17 protein-coding genes and 1 tRNA gene are annotated in these 17,441 nt (G+C 37.9%); 12 read left to right on the top strand and 6 right to left on the bottom strand.

Annotation, left to right across the window (positions count from 1 at the left end; all coding sequences use genetic code 11):
* Nucleotides 1–2: 2 nt before the first annotated feature.
* Complete coding sequence (gshA, locus tag R3D71_05365; protein MEZ5691074.1) at nucleotides 3–1,280, bottom strand: glutamate--cysteine ligase; 1,278 nt, start codon at nucleotides 1,278–1,280, stop codon at nucleotides 3–5.
* A gap of 10 nt (nucleotides 1,281–1,290) precedes the next feature.
* Nucleotides 1,291–2,103 carry a 16S rRNA (uracil(1498)-N(3))-methyltransferase gene (locus R3D71_05360; GenBank protein MEZ5691073.1) on the bottom strand — a complete coding sequence of 271 codons (813 nt, stop codon included), beginning with the start codon at nucleotides 2,101–2,103 and terminating at the stop codon, nucleotides 1,291–1,293.
* A 53-nt stretch (nucleotides 2,104–2,156) separates the two neighbouring features.
* Between R3D71_05360 and ubiA the strand changes: the two genes are divergently transcribed.
* The 3 genes from ubiA to R3D71_05345 all read left to right on the top strand — a co-directional run bounded on the left by ubiA (nucleotide 2,157) and on the right by R3D71_05345 (nucleotide 4,673).
* A complete protein-coding gene (gene ubiA / locus R3D71_05355; GenBank protein MEZ5691072.1) occupies nucleotides 2,157–2,996 on the top strand; it encodes a 4-hydroxybenzoate octaprenyltransferase in 840 nt (279 codons plus the stop codon).
* A 141-nt stretch (nucleotides 2,997–3,137) separates the two neighbouring features.
* Nucleotides 3,138–4,532: a GGDEF domain-containing phosphodiesterase gene (locus R3D71_05350; GenBank protein ID MEZ5691071.1), complete on the top strand. Its 1,395-nt coding sequence runs from the start codon at nucleotides 3,138–3,140 to the stop codon at nucleotides 4,530–4,532.
* A 64-nt stretch (nucleotides 4,533–4,596) separates the two neighbouring features.
* Nucleotides 4,597–4,673, top strand: a tRNA-Arg gene (locus tag R3D71_05345).
* A 95-nt stretch (nucleotides 4,674–4,768) separates the two neighbouring features.
* Here the strand turns inward: R3D71_05345 and R3D71_05340 are convergent.
* Complete coding sequence (locus R3D71_05340; protein MEZ5691070.1) at nucleotides 4,769–5,473, bottom strand: RlmE family RNA methyltransferase; 705 nt, start codon at nucleotides 5,471–5,473, stop codon at nucleotides 4,769–4,771.
* Nucleotides 5,466–6,515: a Ppx/GppA phosphatase family protein gene (locus R3D71_05335; protein ID MEZ5691069.1), complete on the bottom strand. Its 1,050-nt coding sequence runs from the start codon at nucleotides 6,513–6,515 to the stop codon at nucleotides 5,466–5,468. The genes R3D71_05340 and R3D71_05335 overlap by 8 nt, the downstream gene beginning before the upstream one ends.
* Before the next feature lie 155 nt (nucleotides 6,516–6,670).
* Here R3D71_05335 and ubiE point away from each other — a divergent pair, with 155 nt between their 5' ends.
* The 4 genes from ubiE to R3D71_05315 are packed head-to-tail and all read left to right on the top strand — an operon-like array spanning nucleotide 6,671 to nucleotide 10,565.
* Nucleotides 6,671–7,408, top strand: a complete 738-nt coding sequence (gene ubiE / locus R3D71_05330) for a bifunctional demethylmenaquinone methyltransferase/2-methoxy-6-polyprenyl-1,4-benzoquinol methylase UbiE (GenBank protein ID MEZ5691068.1) — start codon at nucleotides 6,671–6,673, stop codon at nucleotides 7,406–7,408.
* 6 nt (nucleotides 7,409–7,414) lie between these two features.
* Entirely contained in the window at nucleotides 7,415–8,965 is a 1,551-nt protein-coding gene (gene ubiB, locus R3D71_05325) for a 2-polyprenylphenol 6-hydroxylase (GenBank protein ID MEZ5691067.1), read from the top strand.
* Nucleotides 8,966–9,019: 54 nt separating this feature from the next.
* The gene (locus R3D71_05320; GenBank protein MEZ5691066.1) at nucleotides 9,020–10,096 is read left to right on the top strand and encodes a glycosyltransferase family 4 protein; all 1,077 of its coding nucleotides are present in this window, start codon (nucleotides 9,020–9,022) and stop codon (nucleotides 10,094–10,096) included.
* A 7-nt stretch (nucleotides 10,097–10,103) separates the two neighbouring features.
* A complete protein-coding gene (locus R3D71_05315; protein ID MEZ5691065.1) occupies nucleotides 10,104–10,565 on the top strand; it encodes a hypothetical protein in 462 nt (153 codons plus the stop codon).
* Between the two features lie 46 nt (nucleotides 10,566–10,611).
* On the opposite strand, the gene R3D71_05310 is transcribed toward R3D71_05315, so the two are convergent.
* Together R3D71_05310 and R3D71_05305 are read right to left on the bottom strand one after the other, a co-directional pair.
* Nucleotides 10,612–10,899, bottom strand: a complete 288-nt coding sequence (locus tag R3D71_05310; protein MEZ5691064.1) for a hypothetical protein — start codon at nucleotides 10,897–10,899, stop codon at nucleotides 10,612–10,614.
* An 83-nt stretch (nucleotides 10,900–10,982) separates the two neighbouring features.
* A complete protein-coding gene (locus R3D71_05305) occupies nucleotides 10,983–11,891 on the bottom strand; it encodes a GGDEF domain-containing protein (protein ID MEZ5691063.1) in 909 nt (302 codons plus the stop codon).
* Nucleotides 11,892–12,001: 110 nt separating this feature from the next.
* On the opposite strand from R3D71_05305, the gene R3D71_05300 reads away from it, so the two are divergent.
* The 5 genes from R3D71_05300 to mfd all read left to right on the top strand — a co-directional run bounded on the left by R3D71_05300 (nucleotide 12,002) and on the right by mfd (nucleotide 17,436).
* The gene (locus R3D71_05300; protein MEZ5691062.1) at nucleotides 12,002–12,262 is read left to right on the top strand and encodes a succinate dehydrogenase assembly factor 2; all 261 of its coding nucleotides are present in this window, start codon (nucleotides 12,002–12,004) and stop codon (nucleotides 12,260–12,262) included.
* Between the two features lie 60 nt (nucleotides 12,263–12,322).
* Nucleotides 12,323–13,168, top strand: a complete 846-nt coding sequence (locus R3D71_05295) for a hypothetical protein (GenBank protein ID MEZ5691061.1) — start codon at nucleotides 12,323–12,325, stop codon at nucleotides 13,166–13,168.
* A gap of 37 nt (nucleotides 13,169–13,205) precedes the next feature.
* Nucleotides 13,206–13,463 (top strand): hypothetical protein, encoded by a 258-nt coding sequence (locus R3D71_05290; GenBank protein ID MEZ5691060.1) that lies wholly within the window; start codon nucleotides 13,206–13,208, stop codon nucleotides 13,461–13,463.
* A 1-nt stretch (nucleotide 13,464) separates the two neighbouring features.
* Nucleotides 13,465–13,713, top strand: a complete 249-nt coding sequence (locus tag R3D71_05285) for a hypothetical protein (GenBank protein ID MEZ5691059.1) — start codon at nucleotides 13,465–13,467, stop codon at nucleotides 13,711–13,713.
* Between the two features lie 195 nt (nucleotides 13,714–13,908).
* Nucleotides 13,909–17,436, top strand: a complete 3,528-nt coding sequence (gene mfd, locus R3D71_05280; protein MEZ5691058.1) for a transcription-repair coupling factor — start codon at nucleotides 13,909–13,911, stop codon at nucleotides 17,434–17,436.
* Nucleotides 17,437–17,441: the final 5 nt, after the last annotated feature.

Raw genomic sequence — 17,441 nt, 5'->3', positions numbered from 1 at the left:
TGTTAATAGGTTTCTCTCGCTGCGGCGAGCGCGGCGATAGAGGCTATTATACCATGTGAGCGGAAGCTACAATTTGGTATTTTTTTCCATTTCCCACATTCTTCCTCGCTCTCATCACACATACCGGTAAATCGCATACCGCTAGCGTTCAAATTACCATGTGAGTCGCGCCTATCATTAATCCGGTACATACCGCCAACCGCTACACCATTAATCAAGTATATTAAGGGCTCAGCCGGCACACCATCTACCTTGTCTATAGTAGGAATACCTTCTTGAATGATAACCTCGCTTACTTTTACTCCTTCCTTTATAGTTTGCATTTTATTGCGCTCTTTTTTATTTAATTCCAGAACTTCATTAGCTGAATATACACTCATTATGCCCATACCGTAAGTACCGGAATCAGCCTTTATATAAACATATGGCTCTTGTTCTATTCCATATTTTTTATATTTTTCTTTACTATAAGAAAGTATTTCATCGACGGATTTCGCTAGGCACCGCAAAGATTCTTTATTCTTAAAATTAACAAGACCGCATTGATGAGATTTGGCGGAAAGCAACCATTTATCTATAGAGAATTTATCACAGAATTCAGTTATTAATTTATCATATTCGCTAAAGTGCGTTGATTTTCGTCTCCTGAACCACCCCATATTAGTTGAAGGAATTATTGGCTGTATTACATTTTGTAGTATTTCTGGTATTCCCGCCGTCATATCATTATTCATGATTATCAAATCCGGCTTAAAGCCATCTTCACCGATAACTTCAAAATGTTTTTTTAATATGGGATGCTGAATTATTTCTTTTCCCTCCGCCGAGATAAATTTTCTTACCTCTCCTTTACCGGCGGCAAGGCTTCCTATTTTGACATTCGCCCCAGTATTTTCAATGATTTGTGAAAGAGCTAGAAGATTATCAAAATAAGCGAGATTTCTGGTATGGTTTTCTGGTATTATTATTATATTTTTAGCATCAGGATAATTTTCTGACAAAAAATCATTAACGCATATGGTAGCACGCTTTCTCGCGACTGGTGAGAGGTTATTAAAACCAGCGGGAAATATATTTGTATCTATTGGAACTAGCCTGTTGCCACTATGACGTAAATCAACTGAACTATAAAAAAACGGTGGCGCTTCTAAGTATAGCTTAGTGAACCACTCATCTATCTCATTATTATGATTCTTACAAAAATCCCTTAAGATTTCTAGTATAGGTTTATTAGTTATACTGGAGAATTGATCGCTAATAGTTTCCGTGCTTGTGGTCATGTTTTTCTTGCTATTCTTCTGTTGTTTTTTCGTTATTCTTATTTATTTGTTCGCTTATAAAACGTGGTTTTTTGTCCCAATCCCCTAACACTGACTGAACGCAAGACAAAGCGGCAACCGCTGCCGTGTCAGCTTTCATTACTCGTGGCCCCATGCTGATTCCTTTAGCAAAACTATGCTTTCTTAATATCATAAACTCGCTTTCTGAAAACCCACCTTCAGGACCGATTAACACCGTGCTTTTTCCCGTATTTATTCCTCTATGTATATTATGCTGTTTTATATTAATTAAAGTTTCCAGTAGAGGCTCCCCTCCTCCGCTTTCATCACCATATAACAGGATTCTTTCTTTATCCCATTTATCTAATAAGTAGGTAATATTATCAACTATTTCAAGCTCTGGTATATTAAGCATTTCACATTGTTGCGCGGCACCTATAATGTGCGCTTCTATCTTATCGCTATTAAGAGAGCGAACAATCGTATGCTCAGTAATTACTGGCAGGATTTTTGATACGCCAAGTTCAGTAGCTTTTTCCGCTACAAGTTCGGTTTTACCTTTTATTGGAGCAAAAACTAGCCATAAATCAGGAGAGTAGGTTTGTTCATGTGTTTTGTTAAGTGGAACGATTCTTGTGTGTTTTTTATTTATCAGTGTTATCTTAGCGAGCCACTGACCATCTTTTCCATTAAAAAGACTTACATTGTCACCAGATTTAAGGCGCATAACGTTAGCTAGGTAATGTGATTGTCCTTCTTCTAAGGTTATTTCACTATCCTGAATTAATGGATATTTTGTATATAATCTAATCTCACGTGCCATAATTACATGGTATTTTTTATTGGTTATTATTATTTTATAATTATATACATATTATGCAACTATCCAATCCATATTTACGTTTAATGCGGCTTCACCAACCTGTTGGAATATGGTTGTTATTTTGGCCATGCGCATGGTCTATGGTTGTCGCCTCACGAGGGAATATCAATTTATACTATCTTTTCCTGTTTTTTATAGGGTCTATCGCCATGCGTTCGGCTGGCTGTATTGTAAACGATATTATAGATCGTAATCTTGATAAATATGTGGAAAGAACCAGAAATAGACCGCTTGCCAGTGGTGAATTACAGATTTCTCAGGCTATCGCTTTACTGATTATGTTACTTTCCGTATCAGTGCTTATCGCACTTCAATTAGGTGTTGTTGTTATGATATGGGGGGCTTTAGCACTAATTCCGATTGTCTGTTATCCTTTTATGAAAAGAATAAGTTGGTGGCCGCAATTGTTTCTAGGATTAGTATTTAATTGGGGAGCATTTATGGGTTGGGCGGCTGTGCGTGGTTATGTAGAGCTTCCGGCGGTAGTAATTTATATATCAGGAGTTCTGATTACTATTGGTTATGACACTATATACGCTCATCAAGATAAGGATGATGATGTTAAAATAGGTATTCGCTCTACAGCGCTACGATTAGGAAATGACACCAAGAAATTTGTTAGCTTATGTTATCTACTAGCTATTGTCGGATTTGTACTAGCAACTGGAAAATATTTATCAATATTAACTCTATTGCCAGCTGTTTTTCATGGTATATGGCAGATATATTATCTGGATATAAATAAGCCAGATTCAGCTAGGAAGGTATTTTTATCAAACTCCATATTTGGATTAATTGTTTTTTTATCTTTATTTATCAGTGTATTAATCTAAAAGATTTTCTTATATTTTGCCTTTTTAAGTAATATTCTGTTTACCATTTATAGCTATACTTAAATTATTAATATAAAATAATAATAAAAATATAAATATCTATATAAATGCTTAGTATATCAGGGAAAAGCACGGTTTAGCATGGCTTTCAGAGAAGACAGATCTAGGGATAATCATATTGATTCGGATAGTGATTCCACCAACAATCATCATATAGTAGGCGATGCTTCTATTAATGAAGAAAATATCCCTGAGATGATGATACCACCATCAATATATTCTAGCTCTAATTTTTGTTCGGCTGAGTTCATGAATATACTGGAGACTTCTATACATAATGTTATCTCTAATAATAATTCCGGCGCGCTTATATTATTATCCATCAGTAATTTATCTATGATAATAAACGCTTATGGTCATGATACTTCTGAGATAGTTATTCATGATATTATAAAAATGATAGACGATATACTTGGAGAGGAAGACACAATATACAGATTGCAGAGAGATCAGATTGGTATAATACTATCCTATAGCTATCCTGATGACACTTCTCGTATGATGGCTCGCATTAATAGTATGGTTCAGAATTTTGGGCGTGATAATTTTGAAACCGCGTCCTTGTATGTTATGGGTATTCTTGGTAGTGTCTCCTTTCCTTTAGAAACGGCTGATGCCAGTGACGCGCTGGACAAAGCTTATGTCACGATAAATAGTATGCAAAGCTCATCACAACGTACATATGAATCAACCCGCCATGAGGCGAGTCAGTGTCGTCAACAGATGGGTCTTGCTAATTACTTCTTTAACGCGATTAAAGAAGATAGGGCGAGGCTAGCTTATCAACCAGTAGTAAATGCTAAAGATGGTAGTATATCACACTATGAGGCATTACTTAGGATAGTAGATAAAACTGGCAAAATAAGTTCAGCGGGCGCGCTTATCCCTGTCGCTGAGAAAATGGGACTTATTGATGTAGTTGATACTATGGTTATGGGAATGGTCGTTGACGAACTTAGAGAAAATAATAATGTAAAACTTGCTTTTAATGTCTCTAACATGACCACTGAAAATCAAGTTTGGCTTACTGAGTTTGAAAGAAAAGTAAAACAAACTCCTGAAATCGCTTCACGTATTACAGTAGAAATCACTGAAACCGCTGTTCAGCAAGATTTACGAAGTACGGCTTTTTTTGTCGCCTCGCTTCAGGATTTAGGTTGTCATGTTGCGCTTGATGATTTTGGTTCTGGCTACACCTCATTCAGACAGTTGAAAGCTTTATCGGTTGATATGGTAAAAATTGATGGTGTATTTATCAAAGACTTAGCGGAAAGCTCCGATAACCGCTTTTTTGTCAAGACACTCCTAGAATTCGCGCAAGGTTTTGGGCTTAAAACAGTAGCGGAGTTTGTTGAGAATGGTGAGTCAGCTAAGATACTGATGGACATGGGAGTTGATTACCTTCAGGGATATTATCTAGGCAAACCTGAAAACCACCGTAGCTGGCTTAATGGTGGTGAGTATAAAAAAAGCTAGTTTTCTTGATATTCATATATTATTTGTATTATTCACTCACTTATAAAAGTGAAAGTTTTGGTGTGATCCCGTAGCTCAGCAGGATAGAGCAACGGATTCCTAATCCGTAGGTCGGAGGTTCGAATCCTCTCGGGATCACCATTAATAAAACATGCACATAGCAAAGATACTAAAATTAAAAGAAACTATTATTAAGTTTAGAAACGATCTCAAATGTGGTGAATTATTCAATGAAATTAGCGTAGCTTACCGCTTAATCCACTGAAACCCATAGCCACTACGTACATTTCGGAGGAGTCGGAGCGGCTGGCTTTAGGTTTAGCGTGTTTTACACTGGTAAAATCCTTACGCATTTGCGTTAATAGTTCTTTATCCGCTCCGCCTTGAAAGACTTTAGCGATAAAGACTCCATCTTTTTTAAGTATCTCGCGCGCGAAATAATATGCTGATTCTACCATAGCGATTATCCGTATATGGTCAGTGGCTTTATGCCCTATAGTATTAGGAGCCATATCAGATAGCACTATATCAACACCTGCCGGTATTAACTCAGTTATTGTCTTTGGTGCGTTATCCGCCATAAAATCCAACTTTATAGTGGTTGCCGCTGCTACCTCATCCATTGCCAGAATATCAACTCCTATTACTAAAGGCTTTTTTGTCGTTGATTTTACCCTATCTGCCGCCACCTGTGTCCAACCACCCGGCGCCGCTCCTAAATCAAGCACTGTTTTTGTTGGTTTTAAGAAATGAAATTTATCGTCAAGCTCTATCAATTTATAAGCGGCACGTGAGCGATATCCTTCTTTTTTCGCTTTTGTCACGTATGGATCATTTAATTGGCGTTGCAGCCATCTGGTTGAGGATGGTTTTCTACCACGAGCAGTTTTTACTCGTGTGGTAAGTCCTCTACTACCAGAATTTTTATTTGAGTTAGCCATTCGCTGTCTGCCATTCTCGCGCTAATGACAAAATTATACCCTCACGCACCCCCCTATCAGCGATAGTTATGTTATCAATAGACCATAAATCGCTTATCGCCTCAAATATAGCGCAGCCCGAGAGAATAAAATCCGCTCTGTCAAAACCAATACAAGGATGATTAAAGCGTTCAGATGATTTCATATCTAGTAATTTTTCAGTAGCTCTTCTTATATCATATACTGATAATGTTGTTCCATCTATCCGTGAGCGGTCATAACGTGGTAGGTCAAGATGGACAGCGGCGAGAGTTGTAACTGTTCCAGAGGTTGAGAGCATTTGCACACCACCATTTCTTATCGCCTCACTTATATTGTTTTTTTTGTCAAATTCCTGAAGCTTATCGGAAATTGTCTTTACCATATCCTTGAAGGTTATATCAGCGAAATCAGAGCCACCGAATTTGTCAGATAAATTCATCACTCCAAAATTTACCGACAACCAGTCATCTATTATTTTACCATTTTTTACATCTACCCACATAAGCTCGGTACTGCCGCCACCAATATCAAAAACTAGAGCTTTTTCATATTTTTTGTTCAACAAAGAAGCACAGCCAGAAAAAGCCAGCTTTGCTTCATCCTCAGTTGATATTATATCTATTTTTATTCCAGTTTCGTTAAGTACACGCTCTAAAAATAAGGCACGGTTTTTCGCTCTTCTACAAGCCTCAGTCGCTACAAATCGTGATGAAGTCAAGTCATAACGGTTCAACTTCTTCCTGCAAGCCTTAAGAGCCGATACCGCTCGGTCTATAGCCTCTTCCGATATATTACCACTTTTACTTACTCCCTCACCTAGTCTTATTATACGTGAGAAGCTGTCAAATACCTGCACCGGACTGTCCCCGATTGATGTATCAATTCTAGGCAACCCATGTAATGACGCTATTAGAAGTCGGCAATTATTGGTTCCCAAGTCAAGGGCGGCGAAAACCGGTTTTTCGCTCGCTCCCTTATTCCGCGCCGAACGTTTTGGCGCAGCGGTTGTTGTCTCCAGCATAGCTGTAGCTTTCTATTATCTGCCCCTAAGGGGGTATATGTTATTGAGTAAATCATGAAAACAGTCTAAAACATAACGATTAATGAAACAAGTATATCATTCTTATTTGTATAAAAATAAATATATTTATATAATTATCAATTGGTTATGGGTGTATGGCTGGTAGTGCTGATTTTGGATATAGGAAGGTAGCAGAAGACGAAAAACACCATTTAGTAAAGGGTGTGTTTGATAGTGTAGCGACGAAATACGATCTAATGAATGATTTGATGAGTAGCGGACTTCACCGTATTTGGAAGAATGAGATGGTAAGATTGCTAAATCCTCAAGACGGCATGAAGATATTAGATATGGCTGGTGGCACTGGTGATATTAGTTTTCGGATATTACAAAAAGCTGATTGTAATATTACCATATGTGATATTAATGAGAAAATGCTTGGTGAAGGTAAAAAGCGAGCGATAGATCGTAATATATATAAAAATATTGATTGGTTGTGCGCTGACGCTGAAAATTTGCCAATTGAGGATAATGTTTATGACGCTTATACCATAGCTTTTGGTATTAGAAACGTTACTCATATTGATAAAGCTCTGAGTGAGGCATACCGAGCGCTTAAGATTGGTGGACGATTCCTCTGTCTTGAATTTAGCGAATTACAGGGTGATATTTTACAAAAAATATATGATTTTTATTCATTTAATATTATTCCAAAAATTGGCGAAGTGGTGACGGGAGATCGGCAAGGATATGAATATCTGGTAGAAAGTATTCGTATGTTCCCGAAACAGGAAGAATTTAAGGAAATGATTGAGCAAGCTGGTTTTGCTAATGTAAAGTATCATAATCTGTCGCAAGGGATAGTGGCTATTCACTCCGGATGGAAGGTTTAGCGCTTAATGTTCACTGGTTTACGTAATAGTTTTCGTCTTTTTAATATAGCTAGGATTCTAGCTAAGGAAGACGCTTTATTTTTGATAGATGATTTGGAAATATCCCCTATTCTTTCTGTTGTATGCAGAATATTTACTAGCAAAAAGCTGGATAAACGTAAAGGTGAAAGATTAGCGCGCGCCATTGAGCGGTTAGGTCCAACATTTATTAAACTTGGACAAGCTCTTTCTACTCGTTCTGACCTTATAGGTGAGGATATAGCTAATGATCTTTCTGGACTTAGGGATAAGTTGCCAGCTTTTCCAAGCGATGTAGCAAAGAGAACAGTTGAGGAGGAATTTGGGCTTCCACTTACGGAAATTTTTACCAAATTTGATGAAAATCCAGTAGCTGCCGCTTCTATAGCGCAGGTGCATAAGGCTATAACCAAAGATAGAAAGACGGTCGCGGTTAAAATTTTACGTCCTAATATAGAAAAAGCCTTTGCTCGCGATCTTGAGTTATTTTTTTGGGCAGCGAGAATCGTGGAAAAGCGTGTTCACGGTTTAAGACGCTTAAAGCCGGTTGAGGTAGTAAGAATATTTAAGGAAACAGTATTTTTTGAGCTTGATCTACGCTTTGAGGCGGCGGCGGCAACCGAGATGGCGAATAATATAGCGAAACATGAGAAAGGATTAAGCGTACCGGATATTGACTGGCAAAAAACTAGTCGTCGTGTGTTAGTAATGGATTGGGTAGATGGTATACCATTTAGTGATATGGAGAGGATTAAAAATAGTGGTTTTGATAATAATGAGATACTAGCAAAAGCCGCTCGTAGCCTTTTCTCACAAGTTTTCAAAGACGGTTTTTTCCACGCTGATTTACATCCCGGTAATTTATTTCTTGATAAAAATGGAGATTTAGTCGCGATAGATTTTGGGATTATGGGTAGGCTCGATATTGGGTCACGAATTTATATCGCTGAAATACTTTACGGATTCATGCAGGCTGATTATCAGGCGGTAGCCGATATGCATTTTGACGCTGGGTACGTTCCAGCTAATAAATCACGTGACGCTTTCAGACAAGCCTGTATGGCGGTCGCTCATCCTATTATGGGAAAACCGCTTAATGAAATATCAATAGCCGCTCTTCTAGGTCAGATGTTCGCTATCGCCGCTGAATTTGAAATGGAGGTTCAGCCACAATTATTGCTGATGCAAAAAACTATGATGGTAGCTGAAGGAGTTGGTAGAATGTTAAATCCTAATCTTAATATGTGGGAGTTGGCGACACCCTTAATAGATGATTGGACAAAAGATAATTTTGGAATGAAAGCAAGAATAAGGGATGTGGGAATGAGTTCACGAGAAATAATACGGAAATTCCCTAATATTTTATTTAACATAGAAAATACATTAAAAATACTTAGTGATAAGGATGGGATAAAACTACATCCGCAAACGGTGAGGGAAATAAGTCACAGGCGTGACGAAAAGAACAAGTCATGGCTGATATTCGCGTGGAGTAGTCTATTTATTTTATGTTTGATATATATTATTGAAACCATCTGATTTATAAAATCGCTTATCTGTCATTTTCTATAGCTATAAAATTAAGAATAAAGAATGAGTGTAAAAAAGAACAAGCTAAAAATTTTTCATGCTCTTTTTACCGATAATGTCGGTGGTTTGGAACAATCATACATTGATTACTGCAAAGCCTTGATTATGTGTGGACATGATGTTACTTGCCTAGTTCTTCCCAACGCTCCTTATATAGATAAGCTGAAAGAGTTATCATTTAATATAATTACGCAGAGAGTTCATGGTTTTTACGATGTTTTCGCTTGGTGTAGCTTAAAGAAATTATTTAATAAGCATAAGCCGGATATTGTATTAGCCCATAATGGTAGAGCGATTTTTACCTGTCGTATGGCACTTACTGGGAATGATACACCTTTAATAGGAGTAAGCCACAGCAATACCGTTCGCTATAGTAAAAAAGCTTCAGCGCTCATTACTCTTACTGAGGATATGAGAAGGCACTTCGTAAAAAATAAATATCCAGAAGATCGCTGTGTGGTAATGAATAACATGATAGATCTTAGTGGGAAAAAAAATATTCAAAATTATTGTATAAATACGCCATTAACAATTGGTTTTTTAGGTAGATTATCTCCTGAAAAAGGAGCGGATCAAATAGTAAACGCTACTTCTATATTAAAGAAAAAGAATTATGACATAAAGACGATAATCGCTGGAGATGGCGAGGAAAAACTTAAGCTACAGTCAATGGCAAATAAGCTTGCGGTAAGTGATGATATAGAGTTTCAGGGCTGGGTTTATCAAGATGAAAAAGCAGAATTCTTTAATAAAATTGATATTTTATGCGTTCCATCATACAATGAGACATTTGGAATAGTGGTCTTAGAGGCTTGGGCGCATGGCGTTTTGGTTATAGCCTCAGAAGTTGATGGGTTGGCAGCCATTATATCGGATAACATTAATGGGATACTTTATCCAAGAGGAGATTATAATAATCTTGCGGAAACTATTGAGAAAATATTGCTTGATAATGGTAAGATAGCTGAAAAAATAGTTATGGAAGGAAGCAAGAAAGTTGATGATTTCGGCATAAAAAAATCATCAGGAAAACTGGATAATATACTTTTTGCTCTTAAGGATAAAATAGATAGTAAGTGATGTTTTTATGAAATATCTGTTGTTATTTATAATAAGTGTGATTGTTTGCAAACCTTCTTTTGCTAGTAATGATAGCGAAAGTCCGCGTAGCTATCTCACTGGAGAACAACTAGCCTACTATAATAAAATATTTAACTATGTTATGGATTATGTAGGAGTTGATAAATCTCATAAATGGAATAGCTCACTGGCAAGTGGTGAGATATATGTTGGTAAGCCATATATCAGTAAATCAAAGTCTATTTGTCGGAATTTTAGTGAGAAATTTGAACTTAATAGTAAGAATATATCAAAAAATTATAAAGCTATCGCCTGTCAACGTAATAATGGTAGCTGGTGTAGACTCAGCTTAAAGTCAGAGGCTCTTACCTGTGCTTTAGAAAAACCAAATGGCGAACTTGATTTAATCATGAGAGATGTTGGCGATTTTATGGCCGACCATAAAGATACTATTGATTGGTTGCGTTAGACTATTTTAATTAGCTAAAAGTCATCGGCAAGTAAAGTGTATAGAATTATCTTTCTATTTGTCCACCTTTATTTGGTAATGAGGAGTTTGGGTTTCCGCCATTTTCTAGTTCTGGAAATTTTTCATGTAACTTAATGTTATATTCCCTCATTATATCATCAACTAAATCTTGAGCGGAAGCGTCAGATGGTAATCCTCTCCCTTCGTTTGATCTTCTTAAGGATTCCGCGACAGTTTCCTCCGCTATTTCTTTTCCTGTTTTTCTTTCCACATTTCCTCCTGCACGGGTTGGTCGTGTTGTTCTTTCTCTATTACTATCATATATATCAGACATAAGATTATGGTAGAGATGTTATTGACTATTTGGCTTAGGATAATATATTACAAAAATTAGTCAATAAATATTAAGGAATATAGTTAGGCGGCTGACTCTATAAGGGTATTGTGCGCGTTATCACCAAGATTATCCAAGCTATGTTCACATTTTTTAATTAGTTCATTGCCGTTCGAATCATCACTTATATTAGCGAATGATATAGTAATACTGATACCTATAGTTTCTTTTTCATCACCAATATACGGGTTAGATGCTACTTGCCAGCGCAAACGATTAAGTACCATTCTTTCGGAACCTTTAGCTATGTCAACTAGTAATATACCAATACGACCATCTCCAGCGTGACCGACTACATCATCTGGACGTACGCTGCGTCTTGCAAGCTTCGCTATATATTTCATAATCTCATTACAGGTTTTATTGCCATTATTCGTAAGTAATTCATTATAGCGATCTATCTGTAACACCGCGAAGCATGAGAATATATTGTTGCTTCCAGCATATCTTTTCATGATATTTATATCTTTTATCAATGACTCCCGATCTGGAAGATCTGTATCTATATCTAAAGATTCATGACCTCTAAAATTTTCTCGAATTGTTTTTCTCAAGGCTTCATTTTTTCTTGCGCCTAAACTATCTTGCAATATAAGCAGAAAATATATTGAATTTCCGAGTGATTGGGTGCGCACTACTTTAAGGCGATAAGCTTTTTCTTTATCATTTTTTCCGATTACACTGAAGCTCTGAACTTTGCTTAATACAGTTCCTACATCATTAATCTCGGAATCATATTCCACATATTCATCAAGTAAAGTTTTAATACGTGGCGGCAATATCTCAGTGAGTTTTCTTCCAATAAGCTCAAGCTCATTAAAACCTATTATATTTGTCGCTATCTCATTCACAGCGCTTATGGTTACGGTCTTCGCTCTGCTATTCTGACAGATAGTAATTACCGCGCTATCACCACTATAATCATTCATCATAAAAATGAACCTTGTTCTTACATATATTTCTAGTACAATCCGCTGTATTAGCTTAGTTTATTAAGATAAATAAAATATTAACTAAATATCATATTGTATTATATAGACAAATGGATAGAGAGACTAGAATAAAACGCCTGCGCTATCGCAGTTGGCATCGTGGCTGGAAGGAAACAGACCTAATATTAGGTGGTTTCGCTGATGAGCATCTGGCAGATATGGGTGATAATGAAATAGATATTTACGAGAAGCTACTGGATGAAAACGACGCGGACATCTGGGATTGGCTGATAGAAAAGATGCCTCCGACCGATAATTCGTACCGCCCAATCCTTGAAAGGCTCAGAGAGCACGGACACAAAACCCATTGACAATAGTTAATAAATAGTTAGAATTTACCGGTTCTGAATTTGCAACAAAAGGAAAGTTATATGAGGGACAAGGAGGATAGGAAAGCTGGTGTTCCGGCTGATGGCGCGAACATGGGCGAACAAATACACTACATTAAAAGTAATTTCGGCAAACAATTGCTGGAAGATTTGTCTGCGGCTGCTAAAAGTGGCACCATCCCAGAAGCTTTGAAAAATTTCTTAGAAGAAAAATATACGTATACCGCTAGTTCTACAACTGGTACAGTTGTTAGGCAACAAGATTTAAATGCAAGTAGTTTATTTGGTGGCGAGCATGATGCTTTCTCTCCATGTATGCGGTCACCTAATACTATTGAAAATAATTATAATTATAGTGATATAATCGGACTAGAAAATTCTCTTTTGGAGGCCATAAAAACCGGAAATATTGATTTCATATCGGCATTCACCGATCGTGGTGAAAAAGAAAGTTCAGCTATTTATCAGTTAGCTACTAGTGATAATGATTTAGAATTACCTTTTAAGATGGTAAAAGTCGCTATAGAGAAAAAACAGATTAAAATGTTAGAAAAATTACTGGATAGCGACGTTTATTATTTTATTTCTCATAAACGTCATAAAATTAGCATACCTAAAGATAAATTCTATAAAGATAAACTCTATGAGACGGAAGGAGATAACCGTGTTTTTCGTTTGATTACAGAAAATGTCGCTTCTAATCCGGATATAGTTCATTCTATGTTAACAAGTAAAAATGTTGTAAAGGACGCACAAACAGAAATTGCCGACGCGGAGGATAGAATGGTCAAAGTTGCTGGAATTAAGAAAGAATTTGAAGAGCGTTCAATTCCGACTAGACCTCCGAAAATAAACCAAAGAATTGCTGGAGCTCAACAAAAAGCATAAAATAACAAGAAAAACTAAACAAGAACCATAAAGACATATGAGTCATATAAATTTCGCGGAAAAAGTAAAGTTTGGTAGCGGCGAGAGCGTCGTTACCTATTACGGGAAAAATTTGCTGGGAGAGTCTTTTTTTTGCTACATACGTTGCGATATGGATGGATATAAGAAAATGAAAGAGGATTTTTTAGGCAAGCGTCACAGAAACCCAGAAAGTTACGGTAAGATAATTTATCGCGATAATATTCCGGAGCCGGACGAGAAAGCCAGAGAATTTCTTAGGACATGGGAGAAATAAAATGCCTGCTATAACAAAAGAACCGCCAGAAGACTGGAGTTACCATGATTATTTTACCGCGAATGAGGGGTTATCTTCTCTTTCTGGCGCAACGATAAGCGTTGCCAATAATTATCTAAGTGATGAGGAATTATCATCTAATAATACACTCAGAGAGCAATCAACACAATTACTCGAAATTTTAGAAGAAGGGATTATTGAACAAAGTGAAGGTACTCAACCACTACCGACTGTCGTCGGTAGTGGTTGAGTTAAAAATCATGGCAAATTAGAAGAAATAAAATCTTCAGTAAAAGAAGCTTGTGAAGTTATAGCAAGCGAACATCCAGAACTACTTGCCAAAACTCAGAAAAAGAAAGGCAGAGGCTAACTTTCTATAGCCTGTTTGCAGACATATAAAACTCATCTGTTGCAACAGTCTTTATAGATGTTTATAACGCCCTGCATGAATAATATATTATCAGCTAATCTGTCTTCAACTCCCACAAGCGCAAGAGGAATGGTCATCGCCCGTTTGTTAAATGGAGATGTATCCCCTCTTCCCGCCACCAGTGACATTCTGTATATTACCACCAATGACCGTGAACTGGAGACTATGGAAAGTTCTATCCGGTTTTTTGCTCCTGATACCGAGATATTAGTATTTCCAGCGTGGGACTGTATGCCTTACGATCGGGTGTCACCTAAAAATGTAGTGATGGCAAAGCAGATAAAAATATTAAACCATCTGGCAAACAGAAATAATAGTAAAGATAAACCAACAAAAAGAGTGTTATTGATAAGCGTGAACGCCGCGCTACAAAAATTACCGCCTGCCGATATGGTTGTGTCTGCCCATTTTTCTATTCATAAGGGAAACAACTTAAATCAAAGTGAACTCAGCAATTCTCTTATCAAATACGGATACCGCCGTAGTGGCAAAGCAATGGAAACCGGTGAGTTCGCCTTTCGTGGCGGGATTATTGATATTATTCCCTCTGGCATGGAGCAAGGAATACGTATTGACATGTTTGGTGATGAGGTTGAGGAAATACGGTTATTTGACCCTATGACTCAGATAAGCAGCGACTCAGTTGCTGGAATTGATATTTACCCAATAAGTGAGGTTTTGCTAAATGAGGAAAATATCGCGAGATTCCGTAATAATTATCGTGAGTTGTTCGGAGCGGTAAGCGGCAAAGACCCGCTATATGACGCTATATCGGAAGGCATGACGTATAGCGGTATGGAACACTGGCTTCCTTTATTTTATGAAAACACCCAGACTATTTTTGATTACTGCAAAGATAGCCTAATTATATCAGATGATGACGTAAAGACCGCTATAGAAGAACGAAGCGAAACGATAATAGATTATTACGAGGCGAGGAAAACAGCGGATAGCATAAGTAGAAAAAATAATTTCGCGGGAGAAGATAAATATAACCCACCGCCTCCAGCGCAATTATTTATAATGAAGGACGCACTTAATAAACTACTCTCAATTCGCAATCACCTGAATTTTAGCTCGTTTGATTCAAACGTTATCATAAACGGCAATGACAACAATATTTCTAAAGAATCAGACAAAAACAATATATCATTAGAACTTCGTCCTGTTCTTCGTTTCACGCAAGGACAGGTGGATAACACTCCATTTCATCAATTAGAAAGGCAGCAAGCACAAGGAAAACCGGTAATTATCGCCTGCATGTCATCCGGTTCAAGAGAGCGTGTGCAAACATTGTTAATGGAAAACGATTTCCATACCGTGCGCCTTGATGAGTGGAAGAGCAAAAAAAATATAAAAGGCAAAACGATTGGGCTGTGTGTTTTACCTATAGAAAAAGGTTTTGAGACTGAAAAATTTTATATTTTCAGTGAACAGGATATTTTCGGTGACCGGATAGTCAGAAAAGCGAGGAAGAAGAAAAGCTCTGAAGTATTTATGAGTGAAGCCTCTAATTTTAATGAAGGCGATCTAATTGTCCATAAAGAACATGGGATTGGTAGGTTTGAAGGGCTAGTCGCCATAGAAGCGTCAGGCGCGGTGCATGACTGCCTGAAGCTGGTTTACGCTGGGGATGACAAGCTGTTTCTGCCGGTTGAGAACATTGAGATAATCTCTAAATTTGGGCTTGATGATGAAGGAATAAATCTTGATAAGCTTGGCGGCGCGTCATGGCAGAACCGCAAAGCGAAATTAAAACAGAGAATAAAAATAGCCGCTGAGGCTCTGCTTAGTATCGCTGCAAAGAGGCTTATTAAAAAAGGTAAGATATTTGACGCTTCAGTAAATGCTTATGATAGTTTTTGTTCTGGTTTTCCATACGTAGAAACAGATGATCAGGCACGAGCGATAGCAGAAGTAATAGATGATTTAAGATCCGGAAAACCGATGGACAGGCTGGTATGTGGCGATGTTGGTTTTGGAAAAACGGAGGTAGCGCTCAGAGCGGCTTTTGTTACAGCGTGCAATGAAGAGCAAAAAACGCAGGTGGCGGTTATTTGTCCAACTACGTTGCTAGCCCGCCAACATTTTCGTAATTTTAGAGAGCGTTTTTCTGGTTTTGATGTAACTGTTCGCCAGCTATCACGTATGGTTTCGGCTAAAGAACAAAAAGATACGAAGGAAAAACTAGCTGAAGGCAAGGTTGATATTGTTATTGGCACTCACGCTTTACTCGCTAAAAGCATAAAGTTCAAAAATCTGGGATTGGTAATTGTTGATGAGGAACAGCATTTTGGAGTGGGACAGAAAGAAAAACTGAAAGAATTAAAATCAGAAGTTCATGTGCTAACACTTTCCGCCACCCCTATTCCAAGAACGTTGCAGATGGCGCTTACCGGCGTGCGTGATTTAAGTCTTATTACCACTCCACCGATTGACCGGCTGGCTATACGCAGTTTTGTCATGCCGTTTGATCTGGTCATCATCAGAGAAGCGATAATGCGGGAGATGCACCGTGCTGGCAGGTGTTTTGTCGTAACGCCAAGAATTAAATATATTGCCGAACTTAAATTAAAAATAACCGAATTAGTACCGGAAGCACGCATAGTGGTCGCGCATGGTGGTCTGCCCGCCAGTGAGCTGGATCAGATAATGAATGATTTTTATGACGGTAAATATGACATATTAATCTCAACCGCTATTATAGAGTCGGGGCTTGATATTCCAGAAGCCAACACCATTATCGTCCATAACGCCCATTTGTTCGGGCTGGCGCAACTATACCAGATGCGTGGGCGGGTTGGGCGAGGTAAGATACGGGCTTACGCTTATTTCATGCTGCCACACCACCGTGAGCTTACAAAAAACTCCACTAAACGGCTGGAGGTGATGCAAACGCTCGATACGCTTGGCGCGGGATTTTCTCTAGCTAGTCATGATATGGATATTCGTGGGTTCGGCAATCTGGTTGGGGAGGAACAATCAGGACATATTAAAGAAGTCGGCATAGAGCTTTATCAGCAAATGCTGGAGGAAACGGTCGCCGCTTTGCGCGCCGAGAATCAAAAGAATGTAGAAAATGGTGATGGTGAGCAGGATTTTACGCCTGTTATCAATCTTGGAATATCGGTGTTGATACCGGAAAGCTATATTGATGACTTAAGTTTACGGCTTGGTTTGTATCGCAGAGCGGCAGGGATGCAATCTGATGAGGAAATAGAAGAGTTTACCGCCGAGCTAATAGACCGTTTTGGAGATGTTCCTGAGGAGGTACGGCACTTGATTACCACTCTTAAACTCAAATTATTATGTAAAAAAGCTGGTATTGAGCGTATTGATACCGGAGCTAAGGGAGCGGTCATCAGTTTTTATAATAATTATGTATCAAATCCGGAGGCTTTAATCCGCCATATAGAGCTTAATCCCCGCCGCCTAAAGCTGCGTGGCGACCAAAAACTAGTATTTACCCATGAATGGAAAGGTATAGAGGATAAAATTGTCTCAATTAGGGCTTTACTGATTGAAATAATTAATTTATTTTAATTATA

This window comes from Rickettsiales bacterium (assembly GCA_041396965.1).
GTDB lineage: Bacteria > Pseudomonadota > Alphaproteobacteria > Rickettsiales > SXRF01 > SXRF01.
This window is presented reverse-complemented; position numbering and strand designations above follow the sequence as displayed.